The following is a 15,384-nucleotide window of genomic DNA, read 5'->3' on the forward strand; positions in this document are numbered from 1 at the left end:
GGCGTAGCTTAAGCGCCTTCACCCTCGCCCGGAACGGGATTCGCCGTTAACGAAACACTTACGGCTCGCCCTGTGGCCCGAGCGACACGAACCAGCAACATACGTTCGACCACCCTGCTTCATCCCGCGCCCTCGCGCGTCCTCTGCCCCGGCCCGAAGCCGCCTGCCCGCAACCGCGCCCCGACTTCGACCATTCTCCGCCCGATGCGCCCGTCCCGAATCGTCCCCCTCGTCGTCGCCACCGCCCTCTTCATGGAGAACACCGATTCGACGGTGATCGCGACCGCGTTGCCGACCATCGCGGCGAGCCTCGGCGAGGACCCGATCGCCCTCAAGCTCGCGCTCACCTCTTATCTCGTCAGCCTCGCGATCTTCATTCCGATCAGCGGCTGGATGGCGGATCGCTACGGGGCGCGCACGATCTTCCGGGCGGCGCTCATGGTGTTCATGGCTGGCTCGCTTGCCTGCGCCGCCTCGAACGGGCTCGGCTGGTTCGTCGCCGCGCGCTTTCTGCAGGGGATCGGCGGAGCGATGATGGTGCCTGTCGGACGCCTCGTGATCCTGCGCAGCGTGCCGAAGGCCGAACTCGTCACGGCGCTCGCCTACCTCACGATTCCCGCCCTGATCGGTCCGATCATGGGCCCGCCCCTCGGCGGCCTCATCACCACCTGGCTCGACTGGCGCTGGATCTTCCTGATCAACATTCCGATCGGACTGATCGGGATCGCGCTCGCGACGGCCTTCTTCGAGGATCTGCGCGAGCCGGAGCGCCCGCCTCTCGATCTCTCGGGCTTTCTGATGCTGTCGCTCGGGCTCGCCTCGCTGATGCTCGGCCTCGCCTCGACCGGGCGCCATCTCCTGCCGGACTGGCTGAGCTGGACCTGCCTCGGCGTGGGCGCCGCGCTCCTCGTCCTCTATCTCCGGCATTCCCGCGCCGTGGCGCATCCCGTGTTGCGGCTCGACCTGTTCCGCCATCCCACGTTCCGGGCCTCCGTCATCGGCGGAAGCCTCTTCCGCATCGGCACCGGCGCGATCCCCTTCCTGCTGCCGTTGCTGCTGCAGATCGGCTTCGGGCTCGACCCGCTGCAATCGGGCCTCATCACCTTCGCCGCTGCGGCGGGTGCCATGTTCGTGAAGACGGTCGGCCCGCGCATCCTGCGCACCTTCGGCTTCCGGCGGGTGATGGTGACGAACGCCGTTCTGGCAGCCGGCTTCCTCGCGGTGAACGGCCTCTTCACGGCGCAGACGCCGCACTGGCTGATCGTCGCCCTGCTCTTCGTCGGCGGCTGCCTGCGCTCGGTTCAGTTCACCTGCGTCAACGCGATCGCTTACGCGGACCTCGAATCCCGCGACATGAGCGCGGGCACGAGCCTCGCCAGCGTCGCCCAGCAGATCTCGCTGAGCCTCGGGGTCACGATCGGCGCGCTGGCGCTGGAGGCGGCCGCCGGCTGGCACGGACGAAGCGCCATCCGCGCCGAGGATTTCGCACCGGCCTTCCTCACGGTGGCGCTGATCTCCGGCGCCTCCGTCCTCGCCTTCCGCCGGCTCGCGCCGGACGCGGGCGCGGAAGTCTCCGGGCAGCGCCTCGTCCCGAAGGCCGCCTCTCCGGGGCGCTAGGCGCGGGTGCCGGCCACGGGATGGTGATCGCCTCCGGCGCGGCCCTGCCCTGACCCCCGCGCCCGCGACGGCCCGAGGATGAGGATGGCGACTCCCTGCTCGCGGCGATCGATGATCGCGATCAACGTCTCCGCGTCCACTTCATGATCGCACGCGCCTGCTGCCGACGCAGGCGGGCCGGGCGGATTCGCGCGGCCGGCTCAGGCCGCCGCGCGGGCGGGGGCACGCCCGCCAGGGTTGCGCTTCGGCCGGGGGCGGCCTTGCCGGGGGCCGGCTTCGCGGCCACGCGCCCGCTCCGCCAACCCTGCCAGCTCCAGGCGCCGGGGCCCATCAGCGCGTAGATCAGGAAGCCCCCGGCGAGGCCCAGATCCGCCAGGAACAGGGTGCGCTCGGCGACCGACGCCGCGCCGATGAAATGCCAGAACGGGTGGAGCAGGAACGCCATCACGGCGGCGAAGGCCGCCAGCGCGAGGCCGGTGAGACGGGGCAGGACGCCGAGGATCAGCGCGAGCGGTCCGAACACCTGCACGATCACCGCGGCGGTCGCGAGCGCGTTCGGCGCCGGCAGTCCGGCGCCCGCGAGCGTGATCGCGAACCCCGAAACGTTGAGCGCCCGGGCGATCCCGGTCGGGAGAAGCGCCGCCGCGAGCAGCAGGCGCGAGGTGAGAAGCAATCCGTCCTGGGCGCGGGCGATCACGGGGAGAGGCTCCGGTCTCGAAGGGGTGCCCGCAGGCTCGCGGGCGCACGTGAAGACCGGGTTAAGGTTGTGGGGTTCTCAACCGGATACGCCGCCCCGGAACAGTCGCCCGTGCTCGGTCCAGGCGACGACGACGAGGACGAGCGCCCCGAGCCCCGCATAGCCGACGCCGACCGGTAATGTCGTGCCGTCGAACGACTGCCCGATCAGGAAGCCGCAGAACGCGCCGAGGATCGTCGTGTAGAAGCCGAGCATCGAGGAGGCGGTCCCGGCGATCGCACCGAGGGGCTGCAGCGCCATCGCGTTGAAGTTCGGCATCGCGAAGCTGATCAGGAACTGGTTCAGCGCGAGTACGCCGAGGAACAGCGCGAGCGGCGGGTGACCGTGATAGGCGAGACCGATTCCGACCTGAGCGAGGCCGACCGTGACGAAGGCGATGAGCCCCGCATGGGACAGCGGGCGCATGCCGAGCCGGCGCACGGCCCGCGCGTTCACGAGCGTCGCCGCGCCCATCGCGCCGGCAACCGCGCCGAAGGCCAGCGGGAACAGATTGCCGAGGTGGTAGAGCCCCGTGTCGAACACCTGCTGGGCGGAGCCGACATAGCCCATGATGCAGCCCGTCAGCAGTCCGAGCGCGGTGGCGTAGCCGATTGCCGTGCGATTGCGGATGGTTGTCGCCAGCGCGTCGCCCGTCGCCCGAAGCGACAGCGGCCGCCGATGTTCGGGATGCAGCGTCTCCGGCATGCGCGCCGTGAACCAGGCGACGAGGATGGCGGCGAGCACCAGCATCGACACGAACACGTAGTGCCACGAGCCGAGCGACAGCATCATGCCGCCGATCGCGGGCGCGATCATCGGGACGATCAGGAAGACCATCATGATGAGCGACATCACGCTCGCCATCTCGCGCCCGGCGAAACGGTCGCGCACGATCGCCGTGGAGAGGACACGACCGCCCGCCGCCCCGAGACCCTGGATGACCCGTGCCGCGAGGAGCCAGCCGAATGAGGGAGCGAGCATGGCGAGAAAGCACCCCGCCACGTAGATCGCGAGGCTGACGAGCAGCACCGGCCGTCGCCCCAGCGCGTCGGAGAGTGGCCCGTACACGATCTGCGCGAGCCCGAACCCGATCATGTAGACGTAGACGAGGAGCTGGAGGCTGTTCGGGTCGGTGATGCCGAAACGCGCCTGGATCACCGGGAAGGCCGGCAGCAGGTTGTCGATCGAGATGGCGGTCACCGCCATCATCAGCGCGACGATGGCGACGAACTCGGCGAAACCCGGGCCGGACCAGGGAGGCGCGTCGCGGACGGGCGCAGCCTCGGGCGCGGGATGGCGAAACGGTGCGGTCACGGGCGGCCTTCGAGGCGGATGCTCTGAGTGGGTGAACGCGCCGGCGGCCGGATCGGCGCTCTACGGGGGCAGATGCGCGTCGCCCGCCCGGTAAAGCCGCGCGGCAGGCCGCCGATGTGCGCGCGCGCACGGACGTGTTTGCGCCGCAATGGAGGCTGAGGCTTCATCCCATCCCGGTTCGTGCCGCGCGGCGCGAACCGGCACCGCCGCTCGTTGGAGAGCCACCATGCACAGCGTCCGCCTCGCCGCGTTCCTTCTGCTCGGCTGGGCCTCGCTATTGACCCAGACGGCGCATGCGGCCGGCGGTGCGGGCTTCGCCGAGAAGACCGAGGCGCTCGTGCGTCCACTCGCGGCGGACGGGCTGTTCTCCGGGGCGATCCTCGTCGCCCACCGCGGCGAGCCGGTCTTCCGGCGGGCCTACGGACTCGCGAACCGCGAATGGGACGTGCCGAACACGCCACAGACGCGATTTCGGGTGGGATCGATCACCAAGCAGTTCACGGCGGCGGCCATCCTCAAGCTCGCCGAGGCGGGCAAGCTCTCGCTCGATGATCCGATCGGCCGTTTCTACCCGCGGGCGCCGGCGGCCTGGGAGCACGTGACAATCCGCACGCTCCTCAACCACTCGTCGGGCATCCCGAGCTACACGAACCTCCCCGACTATTACGCGCGCATTCAGCGCCTGGAGATGAGCCCGCAGGCGATCGTTGCGCTGACCGCGGACAAGCCGCTCCTGTTCGAGCCGGGCTGCGGCTTCGACTACAACAATACGGGCTACATCCTGCTCGGGCTCGCGATCGAGTCCGCCGCGGGCCTTCCCTACGAGCGCTACCTGCGCGACGCGATTTTCGCGCCGCTCGGGCTCGCGGATACCGGCTACGACGACGCCACCGCGATCCTGCCACGGCGCGCCTCCGGCTACCGGCACGCGAACGGGCGCTGGCGCAACGCCAATCCGATCGCCTCCAGCATCCCCTACGCGGCAGGCGCCCATTACTCGACCCTCGACGACCTCCTCGCCTGGGACCGCGCGCTGTTCTCGGACCGGGTGATTTCGGCGGCGTCGCGCCGCGCCATGTTCACCGATTACGGCTTCGGCTACGGGCTCGGCTGGTTCCTCGGCAGCACCCACGGGCGCCGGCTCTGGTCGCATGGGGGCAACATCAACGGCTTCCTGACGATCAAGGACAATTACCCCGACGACGACCTCGTCGTCCTCGTGCTGGCCAACACCGAGACCGCCCCCGTTCAGACGCTCGCCCGCGAGATCGCTGCGCTCTGGTTCGGCATTCCCGAGCCGCAGCCGGAGATCGTGCTGGAGCCCGAGATCATGGATCGCTACGCGGGCCGCTACCGCCTGGAGGGAGGTGGCATGCTCACGCTGGTGCGCGAGGGCGACCATCTCCTCGTCGCGGTGGCAGGCCAATCCGCCGTGCCCTTCGTGCCGGAAGGCGACCGAACCTTCCTCTCGCGGCAACGTGATGCCCGCATCACCATGGACACGGAGCCCGATGGCCGCCCCACCGGCCTGATCCTCAGCGAGGACGGCACGGACCGGCTCGCCGAGCGGATCGAGGGAGAGGCGCAGCACTGATCGGCCGGATCGACGGGCATCGCCACGGTGCCTCTTCGGCGCTAACATGCCCGCGTCTCATGTCGGCTGCGGCTCGGCGCGAGAGGATCGCATCGCCACGATCCGCGGCGTCTGCCCATCCTGAGATGGGGCCGCACCGCGCTTCTCGACTGGTATGGCCAAAAGTCCAACTTGATTTGGGGGGCCATCTGCCATTGGCTGCGGCCGAGAAAGAACACAGCGCACAAGACGCCCAACGGAGGAGAACCCCATGAACAAGCCGGAATTCCTGGGCTCGACCACGAAGTCGCCCTTCTCGGCGCGATACGACAATTTCATCGGTGGCCAGTGGGTCGCGCCCGCCACCGGACGCTACTTCGAGAACACCTCTCCCATCACCGGCCGCGTCGTCTGCGAGGTCGCGCGCTCCGACGCGCAGGACGTCGAGAAGGCCCTCGACGCCGCGCACGCCGCCAAGGAAGCCTGGGGCCGCACCTCGCCGGCCGAGCGCGCCCGCATCCTCAACAAGATCGCCGACCGGATGGAGGAGAACCTCGATCTGATCGCCCTGGCCGAAACCTGGGACAACGGCAAGCCGATCCGAGAGACGACCCACGCCGACATTCCGCTCGCCATCGATCATTGGCGCTACTTCGCCGGCTGCGTCCGCGCGCAGGAGGGCTCGATCTCCGAGATCGACCACGACACGGTGGCCTACCACTTCCACGAGCCACTCGGCGTCGTCGGCCAGATCATCCCGTGGAACTTCCCGATCCTGATGGCGGTGTGGAAGCTCGCCCCCGCGCTCGCCGCCGGCAATTGCGTGGTGCTGAAGCCCGCCGAGCAAACCCCGGCCTCGATCCTCGTCGTGATGGAACTGATCGGCGACCTGCTGCCGCCGGGCGTCATCAACGTCGTCAACGGCTTCGGCCTCGAGGCCGGCAAGCCGCTCGCCTCCTCGCCCCGCATCGCCAAGATCGCCTTCACCGGCGAGACGACGACGGGCCGGCTGATCATGCAGTACGCCTCCCAGAATCTGATCCCGGTGACGCTGGAGCTCGGCGGCAAGTCGCCGAACATCTTCTTTGCCGACGTGGCGAACGAGGACGACGACTTCCTCGACAAGGCGCTCGAGGGCTTCACGATGTTCGCCCTCAACCAGGGCGAGGTCTGCACCTGCCCGAGCCGCGCGCTCGTCCACGAATCGATCTACGATCGCTTCATCGAGAAGGCGATCAAGCGCGTCGAGGCGATCAAGCAGGGCTCGCCCCTCGATCCCACCACGATGATCGGCGCGCAGGCGTCGGGTGAGCAGCTGGAGAAGATCCTCAGCTACATCGATATCGGCCGCCAGGAGGGCGCCGAGGTGCTCACCGGTGGCGAGCGCAATCGTCAGGAGGGCGATCTCGCCGAGGGCTTCTACGTGAAGCCGACCGTGTTCAAGGGCCACAACAAGATGCGGATCTTCCAGGAGGAGATCTTCGGGCCCGTGCTCTCGGTGGCGACCTTCAAGGACGACGAGGAGGCCCTCTCCATCGCCAACGACACGCTCTACGGCCTCGGCGCCGGCGTCTGGACCCGCGACGGGACCCGCGCCTACCGCTTCGGCCGGGCGATCCAGGCCGGTCGCGTCTGGACGAACTGCTACCACGCCTACCCGGCCCACGCGGCCTTCGGCGGCTACAAGCAGTCCGGCATCGGCCGTGAGACGCACAAGATGATGCTCGACCACTACCAGCAGACGAAGAACATGCTGGTGAGCTACTCCCCGAAGAAGCTCGGCTTCTTCTGAGAGCCTCGCCCCGCACGAGGAGCGCCCCGGTCGTCAGGCCGGGGCGTTTTCGTATCGAGGTCCATCCGCCGCCCCTGCACATCGCGCGGCCGCGCGCCAGATGGGACGGGAACGCCCACGGCCCACCGACCGGAGAGGATGCCGCCATGACCGAGCCCGAGACCCTTGCGGCCAACAAGTCCGAGCAGGCCGGCGTCGACGGCACGCCCTTGCGCGTCACCGCCACCCCGGCCGCGCTGGAGCTGATCGAGGAGCTGCGCGCCGATTACGGGCCCGTGATGTTCCACCAGTCGGGCGGTTGCTGCGACGGCTCCTCGCCGATGTGTTACCCGGTCGGCGACTTCATCACGAGCGACGGCGACGTCCATCTCGGCCAGGTCGGTGGGGCCGACTTCTTCATCAGCCGCTCGCAGTTCGCGGTCTGGAAGCACACCCACATCATCCTCGACGTGGTGCCGGGACGCGGCGGCATGTTCTCCCTGGAGAACGGCCGCGAGAAGCGCTTCCACATCCGCTCGCGCCTGTTCTCGGCAGCCGAGAACGAGGCGCTGTCGGGCGCCTGCCGGATCTAAGACTCGGTCCCGGCGGCGGAGCCCGTCGACCCGCGATAGCCCGTGGCGAGCACGTAGAGCTCACTCGAATCCGCGCGGCTCGCCGGCGGCTTCACGTGGCGGACCTGCGCAAAGTCGCGTTTGAGGTCGGCCAGCAGCGTACCCTCCGTTCCGCCCTGGAAGACCTTGGCCACGTAGCTGCCGCCCGGTGCCAGGATCTCGCGGGCGAATTCCGCGGCCGTCTCGGCGAGGCCGATGATGCGCAGGTGGTCGGTCTTCTTGTGGCCCGTCGTGTTGGCCGCCATGTCCGACATGACGAGGTCTGCCGGCCCGCCGAGCATTTCGGTGAGGCGCTCAGGCGCGCTCGGGTCGAGGAAATCGAGGGTGATGAATTCGACGCCGGTCATCGGCTCGATCTCGAGGAGATCGATGCCGACGACGCGCCCCTGCGGTCCGACGACCTTCGCCGCCACCTGCGACCAGCCGCCCGGGGCCGCGCCGAGGTCGACGACCCGCTGGCCGGGTTTCAGGATGCCGAAGCGCTCGTCGATCTCCAGAAGCTTGAAGGCGGCGCGGGACCGGTAGCCCTCGCGCTTGGCGCGGGCGACGTAGGGGTCGTTCAGCTGCCGCTCCAGCCAGCGCTTCTGCGAGACGGTGCGCCCGCGCCCCGTCTTCACCCGCTGCTTCAGCTCGCCTCGAACGCCGCCTCCCCCGCCCCCGGCACCACGCCTGTCGCTCAACGGTAGCCTCCACGGCGCCACACGCCGTCCTCGCGCATCATGTTCATCAAAAGCCCTTCGCGCAGGCCGCGGTCGGCGATGCGCAGTCGCTCCGACGGGAAGGCGCGCCGGATGGCCTCCAGGATCGCGCAGCCCGCCAGTACCAGATCGGCACGGTCGCGCCCGATGCAAGGGTTGTCGGCCCGCTGTTCGAGCCGGGTGTCGAGGAGGTCCTCGATCGCGTCCGTGACCTCGGCATCACTCATCCAGAGCCCGTCGACCCGGCGCCGCTCGTAGCGGACGAGCCGCAGATGCATGGCGGCGAGCGTCGTCACCGTACCGGACGTGCCGAGGAGATGGAAATGAGGGGCGGTCGCCGCCGCCGCCGCGCGTATGGCGAAGCGGGCGAGGAGATCGGCCACTTCCTCGACCATGCCCTCGAACATCCGACGCGTCACCTCGGCGCCACCGTGGCGCTCAGCGAGCGTGACGACGCCCACGGGGAGCGAATCCCAGGCGCGGATGCGCAGGGTCGGGTCGGCGGAAGGGTTCGTCGCCGCCCCGTCGAGCCACGCAATCTCGGTGGAGCCGCCGCCGATGTCGAAGATGACGACGGATTCCGCCCGCGGATCGGCGAGCGCCGCGCAGCCCGTGACAGCGAGATAGGCTTCCGTCTGCCGATCCACGATCTCAAGGTCGAGACCGACCTCGTTGCGCACCCGCTCGACGAACTCCGCCCCGTTGGTGGCGAGCCGGCAAGCCTCCGTCGCAATGATCTTGGCACGCACCACGCCGCGGGACTGCATCTTGGCGCGGCAGATGCGCAGGGCCTCGACGGTACGCTCCACCGCGGCCTCGCTCAGCCGGTCGGAATTACCGAGGCCCTCGCCGAGGCGCACGATCCGCGAGAAGGCATCGATGACGCGAAAACCGTGAGAGGCGGGCTCGGCGATCAGGAGGCGGCAATTGTTCGTGCCGAGGTCGAGGGCGGCGTAGGCATGACGGCGCCCATGACGGGGGGGTGCGGCGTGGCGCAGGGAGGCTGAGCCCGCGCCCGCGGCGCGCGGCGGATCGCCAGCGATGCGCGCCCCCGACGCCCCGTCGCGGGGAGCCGGTGACCCGCCCGCGGCTGAGCGGGCCGGCACGGCGGCGGCACTCTCGTCCCTCATCGGCGGTGCCGAGATCCTCAACGCGTGGCCCGGGCAGAGAGCCCGACCATCATTCATGAACGAGCCTACTAGTTCGCCCGAGAACTGCAAAGCCTCGAATCCGCCGAGTGCTTCTCAGGCCATGGCCTTCAGGCTCCCAGCCATGCGTGGGGTCGGGCGAAGCAGGCTCTTCACTTGGCTGTAGGGGCGCGGCCGGTTGATCACTTCGTCGAGGCGCGACCACAGGGTCTTCGGCGAGAAGGGCTTGGCGATGATCTCGTTCACGCCGAGCGAGATGGCACGGTCCACCACGTTCCGCCGCGGCTGTGCGAGCATCAGGATGATCGGCACCGTGGGGCACGGCGAGGTGGCCGGCGTGCGCGCGAGACGGATGAACTCCTCGCCGGAGAGAATCGCGAGGTCCCAGTCGATGATGGTCAGGTCGGGCTTGCTCTCGGCCAGCACGCCGAGCGCCTCGGCGCCGTCCGGCGCTTCGAGGACGCGCTTGATACCGACGCGCATGAACATGTCGCGCACGATGCGGCGGATGTAGAGACTCTCGTCGACGACGAGGGCGGAGAGGTCGGGAAATGTCGGGGTCGCGATCATCGGGCCGGAACCTGGCCGTCCGGAGAGGCCACATGCGAGGATAGACGCTCCCCTTTTCCCGTTTCCTAACGCGGTGGCCGCTCCCTTCGGCAGCGGCCAACACGACGGGCCATAAGGGGCCGACCCTCGGCACTTGGGTACGTTTCCGTATTCACAATTAGGGGTTGTGAATCGCGCCCACGCCGTGAACTCGGTACTTCGCCACCGGAAAGTGATGGAACCGACCTGCGCAGGGACAGAAGGTTCTTGCGGTACGGCCGGGTTTGCGTCAGGACTGAGGCGTTATTCTTGGTTACCGCGACCAAGGGTGATGATAGTGCGGAGCGTGGGCTGTCTGGGATGGCGCGCACGCGGTATTCGAGACGATGGTCGGCGGGACGGGTTTGCGAGCTTTCTATGGGACGTGGTCGTGATTTCAGGGGGCCGCAGAAGCGCGGCTTCGATGAGAGTGGCGAGCCGCGGTGGCCGGATCAGGCGCCGCCGAGCGGCGGCTACGGTGGCGGCGGTTTCGGCGGCGGTGGTTTTGGCGGCGGCGGCGGCTTCGACCGCGGCGCGTCGCGCGCTTCTCCGGCTCCGTCCGGACCGGAGCGTGACGCCACGGTGAAGTGGTTCAACAAGGAGAAGGGCTTCGGTTTCGTCGAGCTCGGTGACGGCTCGGGCGATGCCTTCCTCCACATCCGCGCCGTCGAGGCTGCCGGTCACGCCGACCTGCTGCCCGGTACGCGGCTCACGGTCCAGACGGCCCAAGGTCAGAAGGGCCCGCAGGTGACGAACGTCATCAGCGTCGACACGTCGACTGCCGAGGCGGCTCCGCCCCGGCGCGACGCCCGCCCGCCGCGCTCCGGCTTCGGCGGCGGTGACCGCTTCGGCGGGGGCGACCGGTTCGGTGGCGGCGATCGCTTCGGCGGTGGCGGTGGCGGCGGCCGCTTCGCGTCGGGGCCTTCGGTCGAGATGACCGGCACCGTGAAGTGGTACGACCCGGCCAAGGGCTTCGGCTTCGTCTCCGTCAACGACGGCGGCAAGGACGTGTTCGTGCACCGCTCCGCCCTGTCGCGCGCGGGCCTCGACTCGCTCGCCGAAGGCCAGCAGGTCACGCTCGGCGTCGTCGAGGGCCAGAAGGGTCGCGAGGCCCAGAGCATCAACGTCGACGATTGATCGCATTCGCAATCTCGACGGCGGCCACGTGTTCGCCGTCTTCGCGGCGCTAGCTTGACGGCGGCCCCTCGGGGCCGCCGTTTTGCTGTGCCCATGCTTCATCCCGCCATGCGCCCTGTCCTCGTCCTGCTCACGATCCTCGCCGTCTCGGCCCCTGCGCGCGCCGAGGACTTCACCGGCTTCTACGCCGGGGTGAACGCGGGCTACGCGCTCGGGCGCGACCGCGAGGTGGACGTCGCCCCACAGAATTCCGCGGGCCGCGCCGCGACCGCGCCCGGATCGCAGCTGCCGCCCAGCGCGGCCGAGGCGGCGCGGGCGATGCGCGCCGGACGCGGCGCCGAGCGCGGGGACCGCCCGCTCCGCTGAGACACCGATCGCGCGGCCGTCCTCCGGGCCGGCTCTTGGAACCTGAGCGGTCTGCCGGACGATTCCCGTCGTCCAGCACGATCGACGCGGGAGCGGAACGGCCATGACATTCGAGACGACCCGGCGGCAGGTCCGCCGAAACGCGTTCGCGCTTGCGGGGCTCGCCGCCCTGACCCTTCCGGTCGCAGCTGCGGAATTGCCGAAGGTCGCGATCGTCGCCACGGGCGGCACCATCGCCATGAAGCTCGATCCGGCGACGCAGGCACCCGTGCCCGCTCTCTCGGGCGAGGATCTCGTCGCGGCCGTGCCGAAGCTGAAGGATGTGGCGAACGTCGCGGTCACAGAGTTCAGCAACGTGCCCAGCGACTACATGGGCCCTGATCGCTGGCCGGACCTCGTCCGCCGCGTCGAGTCGATCCTCGCCGATCCCGAGATTCGTGGCGCCGTCGTCCTGCACGGCACCGACACCCTCGACCAGACTGCCTACTTCCTCGATCTGACGTTGAAGAGCGAGAAGCCGGTGGTCCTCGTCGGCGCTCAGCGCAATGCCTCGGACCACGACGCGGACGGCCCGCGCAACCTTCTCAACGCGGTCCGCCAGATTCTCGCCGATGGCGCGCATGGCATGGGCGTCACCGTGACGCTCAACCACCGAATCAATGCGGCCCGCGAGGTTCGGAAGACCCACACGAGCAACGTCGAGACCTTCGACTCGGGTGATGCCGGCATCCTCGGCTACGTCGACGAGGATCGGGTTGTGTTCAGCCGCAAGTCGCTCCGGCGACAGACCCTGCCGCTTCCCGAGCGCATGCCGCGCGTGGATCTCGTCCCGATGTACGCGGGGGCGGATGGTTCGCAGGTCCGGCGAGCCGCGGAGAGCGGCGCGGAGGCGATCGTCGTCGAGGCGTATGGCTGGGGCAACGTCAACGCGCCGATGCATGATGCCATCAAGGCGGCGATCGAGCGCGGGGTGCCCGTCATCGTCGCCACGAAAGTCTATGACGGGCGCGCGTTGCCGGTCTACGGGTTCAAGGGTGGGGGCAGCACGCTGCGGAAGGCGGGCGCGGTGTTCGCTGGGGATCTCACGCCGGACAAGGCTCGCATCCTCGCCCTGATCGCACTTCCAACATCGAAGGACGCCGCCGCATTGCAGGCTCTCTTCGACCGCTAGGACCGTCCGCTGGGCTTAAGTCGCCCGCTCGCCCGATGGCGGGAGCGTGATGATCACGGGCTTGCCGGACACAGGGTCGAGGATGATGATCGCCATCGCTCCCTCCAACGCTCCCCCATGCCCGGCAGTCGGCTCCGCGCATGTGGCCGTTTTGTGATTCTCCGGTATCGGAGCCGCCGGCCTGGGGATAACTCGTCGGGAATCCCCGCAGCCTGTCATGTCCCGTACAGCCTGCCACCCGGACGCCGCCGGCCCCCTCGGCCGGTCGTCCCGATCCCGCGGGCGTGAGATGGAGCACGATGAACGCCGTCACGATCATTGTCCCGATCTTCGGCATCATCCTGATCGGCTGGGCGGCCGCGGTCGCGGGTCTCCTCTCGGACCGCGTCAGCGACGGCCTGTCGGAGTACGTCTTCGCGATCGCGGTCCCGGCGCTCATCATCGGCACGCTGACCCGGCCCGGCCTTACCGGCGAGGTCGCGTGGTCGTACTGGTTCGCCTATTTCGGCGGTGCCGGTCTGTCCTGGGCGATCGGATCCTTGATCGCCATCCGGCGTCACGGCATCGGGCGCCAGGGGGCGATCCTGCACGGGTTCGCCGCGAGCCAGTCGAACACCGTCTTCGTCGGCGTACCGACGATCCTGCAGGCTTACGGTGAGGAAGGCGCGTTTCCGCTCTTCCTGCTGCTTGCGGTCCACCTGCCTCTGATGATGGGGTGCGCAACCTTCCTGATCGAGGCGGAGGGTGACCGCTCGCTCCTGCACCGCCTGCGCGGGCTAGCCCTTGTCCTCCTGAAGAACCCGATCTTCATCGCCCTGTTCGTCGGGCTTTGCATGAGAAGCGCCGAGATCGTGCCCGGCGGTCCGGTCAAGTCCCTGATCGACGCGTTCTCGGCAACGGCTTCGACCTGCGCCCTGATTGCCCTCGGCGCCGGCCTGAAACGTTACCGCGTCCTGTTCGATCTGCCGGGCGCGGCGGTGATCGCGCTCCTGAAGCTCGTGCTGCACCCGCTCGCGGTGTGGCTGCTCGCCTTTCACGTCTTCTCGATGCCCGCTTCCTATGCGGGCGTCGCGACCCTGTTCGCAGCGATGCCCGTCGGCATCAACGCCTACCTGCTCGCGGCCCGCTACAAGACCGAGACGGGGCTGGTCGCCGCCTCAGTCCTCGTCTCGACGCTCGCCGCACCCTTCACAACGCTCGCGTGGCTGATCGTCCTCGGCCGAAGCTGATGGCTCAGGGCAGCGGCAACAGGTGCAGGATCGTGCGGTTCGCGTCCCGGACCACGATGCGCCAGCCAAACTCTCCTCGAAGCTGCCCGCTCAGCCGCATCTCCTCGATCGCGCTGGCGGCTTGGCGCAACGCCTGATCGAGATCCGCCACGACCACGCCCGTCTCATCGGCCAGGATCGTGAGGCCATCGGTGAGGTCGAAGAAGACGCGCTGCCTCACGAAACTTCTCCTGAGGGGGCAGCGACCACGGCCGCTGCGGCGCAAGCGCCTTCGAGCCCATATCCCACGTGCGCGCGAAATCGCACGATTTCAATAAAATGTTGCAACTTTTAGTATTCGCAGCTAGGAATTCCGGGTAGAGCGTTAACTATTCGTTGATATCTAGTAAGTTTGTCGACAAAAAGGTACTAACTCTGCATATGTCAGTGATTAGTACCAGACCAGCGTACGGTATCATACGGATGTATTTTCGCCCTGAAATAAAATACCCGTTTGGTCTTCAGAAAATATAATCAAGATAAAAAGGTATTTGGTCGGAAATTGTCGAAAACGACAGGCGTACCACCAAGAATAACAATCATTCTCACTTGGGTCGAATGCTCAGCACGCGAGGCAGAGCCGGCCCGATGTCAGGTAACGTACTGTTTCATCCTTGCCTCGTTTGCGAGGGGAGCAACGACATGTCATCCGGCGATGAGGTTCCGACGACCCTTGTGGCGTCGAGTTCGTTTGTACGGGAAGGATTGACGTCTTTCCTGAGCGGGACACGGTTTCGGGTCGCGGGCGCGACGGCCTCCGAGATGGAGAGTGGGTCGGCGGACGATGCTCCGCGCCTGATTCTCGCCTCCCTCGACGATGCGGCGAGCGTCGATTCTGCGCGCGCTCTGCGTGCGGCGCGAGCCGATTCCATTCTGGTGATCTTCGGGCGGGCCGACGCGCCCACCACACTTCCGCGGGACCTCTGCCTGATGGCGCAGGCCGTTCTCGACCGCGACATCGGTCGCGACACCCTCGTGAAGGTGCTCGATGCGGTGATGTCCGGCGTCACCGTGCAATCGGCCAACCTGTTCTCGTGGATGATCGAGCGGCCGCGGACGGCGCCCGAGCCGCTCTCCGGCTCGCAGCAGATCATCGTCGCCGGCGTGGAGGATCCCGAGGAGCCGCCGTGCCATCCGCTGTCGAGCCGCGAGCTCAACGTGCTGCGCTGCCTGGCGGACGGCGCCTCGAACAAGGTGATCGCCCTGAAGTTCGATCTCGCCGAGGCGACGGTGAAGATCCACGTCAAGAACATCCTCCGGAAACTCAAGACGCAGAACCGCACGCAGGCCGCGATCTGGGCTCGGGAGCACGGCATCTACCCGAAGTAGACGATCGCGATGTCACGGCGGGCGGGATCCGACGGA

At 68.4% G+C, this 15,384-nt stretch carries 15 protein-coding genes; 9 read left to right on the plus strand and 6 right to left on the minus strand.

The genetic code is table 11. From position 1 onward, the window contains the following. Positions 1-204 precede the first annotated feature (204 nt). Positions 205-1,617, plus strand: a complete 1,413-nt coding sequence (locus DK389_RS04375; RefSeq protein ID WP_109887616.1) for a DHA2 family efflux MFS transporter permease subunit — start codon at positions 205-207, stop codon at positions 1,615-1,617. Between the two features lie 121 nt (positions 1,618-1,738). Here the strand turns inward: DK389_RS04375 and DK389_RS04380 are convergent, their stop codons facing one another. Both DK389_RS04380 and DK389_RS04385 read right to left on the minus strand, forming a co-directional pair. After that, complete coding sequence (locus DK389_RS04380) at positions 1,739-2,314, minus strand: DoxX family protein (protein ID WP_109887618.1); 576 nt, start codon at positions 2,312-2,314, stop codon at positions 1,739-1,741. A gap of 78 nt (positions 2,315-2,392) precedes the next feature. Beyond that, positions 2,393-3,667 carry a multidrug effflux MFS transporter gene (locus tag DK389_RS04385; protein WP_109887620.1) on the minus strand — a complete coding sequence of 425 codons (1,275 nt, stop codon included), beginning with the start codon at positions 3,665-3,667 and terminating at the stop codon, positions 2,393-2,395. Positions 3,668-3,893: 226 nt separating this feature from the next. On the opposite strand from DK389_RS04385, the gene DK389_RS04390 reads away from it, so the two are divergent. The 3 genes from DK389_RS04390 (at position 3,894) to DK389_RS04400 (ending at position 7,604) form a co-directional block, all read left to right on the plus strand. Then, a complete protein-coding gene (locus tag DK389_RS04390) occupies positions 3,894-5,261 on the plus strand; it encodes a serine hydrolase (protein WP_109887622.1) in 1,368 nt (455 codons plus the stop codon). Positions 5,262-5,511: 250 nt separating this feature from the next. Continuing rightward, positions 5,512-7,032: an aldehyde dehydrogenase gene (gene adh / locus DK389_RS04395; protein WP_109887623.1), complete on the plus strand. Its 1,521-nt coding sequence runs from the start codon at positions 5,512-5,514 to the stop codon at positions 7,030-7,032. 146 nt (positions 7,033-7,178) lie between these two features. After that, a complete protein-coding gene (locus DK389_RS04400) occupies positions 7,179-7,604 on the plus strand; it encodes a DUF779 domain-containing protein (RefSeq protein ID WP_109887625.1) in 426 nt (141 codons plus the stop codon). Here DK389_RS04400 and DK389_RS04405 read toward each other — a convergent pair. The 3 genes from DK389_RS04405 to DK389_RS04415 form a co-directional block, all read right to left on the minus strand. Continuing rightward, positions 7,601-8,323: an RlmE family RNA methyltransferase gene (locus DK389_RS04405; RefSeq protein ID WP_109887627.1), complete on the minus strand. Its 723-nt coding sequence runs from the start codon at positions 8,321-8,323 to the stop codon at positions 7,601-7,603. The genes DK389_RS04400 and DK389_RS04405 overlap by 4 nt on opposite strands. After that, complete coding sequence (locus DK389_RS04410) at positions 8,320-9,471, minus strand: Ppx/GppA phosphatase family protein (RefSeq protein ID WP_109887629.1); 1,152 nt, start codon at positions 9,469-9,471, stop codon at positions 8,320-8,322. Before DK389_RS04410 ends, DK389_RS04405 begins: the two co-directional genes overlap by 4 nt. A 114-nt stretch (positions 9,472-9,585) precedes the next feature. Continuing rightward, positions 9,586-10,059 carry a response regulator gene (locus tag DK389_RS04415; RefSeq protein WP_109887631.1) on the minus strand — a complete coding sequence of 158 codons (474 nt, stop codon included), beginning with the start codon at positions 10,057-10,059 and terminating at the stop codon, positions 9,586-9,588. Between the two features lie 396 nt (positions 10,060-10,455). On the opposite strand from DK389_RS04415, the gene DK389_RS35110 reads away from it, so the two are divergent. The 4 genes from DK389_RS35110 (at position 10,456) to DK389_RS04435 (ending at position 13,980) form a co-directional block, all read left to right on the plus strand. After that, complete coding sequence (locus tag DK389_RS35110; RefSeq protein ID WP_109887633.1) at positions 10,456-11,214, plus strand: cold-shock protein; 759 nt, start codon at positions 10,456-10,458, stop codon at positions 11,212-11,214. 93 nt (positions 11,215-11,307) lie between these two features. Beyond that, on the plus strand, positions 11,308-11,580 hold the full coding sequence (locus tag DK389_RS04425) for a hypothetical protein (protein WP_236960606.1): 273 nt from the start codon (positions 11,308-11,310) through the stop codon (positions 11,578-11,580). Between the two features lie 103 nt (positions 11,581-11,683). Further along, positions 11,684-12,751, plus strand: a complete 1,068-nt coding sequence (locus DK389_RS04430; protein WP_109887634.1) for an asparaginase — start codon at positions 11,684-11,686, stop codon at positions 12,749-12,751. A 299-nt stretch (positions 12,752-13,050) separates the two neighbouring features. Further along, entirely contained in the window at positions 13,051-13,980 is a 930-nt protein-coding gene (locus tag DK389_RS04435) for an AEC family transporter (protein WP_109887636.1), read from the plus strand. A 4-nt stretch (positions 13,981-13,984) separates the two neighbouring features. Here the strand turns inward: DK389_RS04435 and DK389_RS04440 are convergent, their stop codons facing one another. Continuing rightward, the gene (locus DK389_RS04440; RefSeq protein ID WP_236960609.1) at positions 13,985-14,200 is read right to left on the minus strand and encodes a DUF6894 family protein; all 216 of its coding nucleotides are present in this window, start codon (positions 14,198-14,200) and stop codon (positions 13,985-13,987) included. A gap of 524 nt (positions 14,201-14,724) precedes the next feature. On the opposite strand from DK389_RS04440, the gene DK389_RS04445 reads away from it, so the two are divergent. Further along, the gene (locus DK389_RS04445) at positions 14,725-15,348 is read left to right on the plus strand and encodes a helix-turn-helix domain-containing protein (RefSeq protein ID WP_236960611.1); all 624 of its coding nucleotides are present in this window, start codon (positions 14,725-14,727) and stop codon (positions 15,346-15,348) included. The last annotated feature ends 36 nt before the right edge of the window (positions 15,349-15,384 follow it).

It is taken from the genome of Methylobacterium durans (genome assembly GCF_003173715.1).
In the GTDB taxonomy this organism is placed as follows: Bacteria; Pseudomonadota; Alphaproteobacteria; order Rhizobiales; family Beijerinckiaceae; genus Methylobacterium; species Methylobacterium durans.

Excerpts from the sequence above, each read along its gene's own strand:
- DK389_RS04375 (WP_109887616.1), top strand. The coding sequence starts at position 205 with ATGCGCCCGTCCCGAATCGTCCCCCTCGTCGTCGCCACCGCCCTCTTC.
- DK389_RS04390 (WP_109887622.1), top strand. The coding sequence starts at position 3,894 with ATGCACAGCGTCCGCCTCGCCGCGTTCCTTCTGCTCGGCTGGGCCTCG.
- adh (WP_109887623.1), top strand. The coding sequence starts at position 5,512 with ATGAACAAGCCGGAATTCCTGGGCTCGACCACGAAGTCGCCCTTCTCG.
- DK389_RS04400 (WP_109887625.1), top strand. The coding sequence starts at position 7,179 with ATGACCGAGCCCGAGACCCTTGCGGCCAACAAGTCCGAGCAGGCCGGC.
- DK389_RS04410 (WP_109887629.1), bottom strand. The coding sequence starts at position 9,471 with ATGAGGGACGAGAGTGCCGCCGCCGTGCCGGCCCGCTCAGCCGCGGGC.
- DK389_RS04415 (WP_109887631.1), bottom strand. The coding sequence starts at position 10,059 with ATGATCGCGACCCCGACATTTCCCGACCTCTCCGCCCTCGTCGTCGAC.
- DK389_RS35110 (WP_109887633.1), top strand. The coding sequence starts at position 10,456 with ATGGGACGTGGTCGTGATTTCAGGGGGCCGCAGAAGCGCGGCTTCGAT.
- DK389_RS04425 (WP_236960606.1), top strand. The coding sequence starts at position 11,308 with ATGCTTCATCCCGCCATGCGCCCTGTCCTCGTCCTGCTCACGATCCTC.
- DK389_RS04430 (WP_109887634.1), top strand. The coding sequence starts at position 11,684 with ATGACATTCGAGACGACCCGGCGGCAGGTCCGCCGAAACGCGTTCGCG.
- DK389_RS04435 (WP_109887636.1), top strand. The coding sequence starts at position 13,051 with ATGAACGCCGTCACGATCATTGTCCCGATCTTCGGCATCATCCTGATC.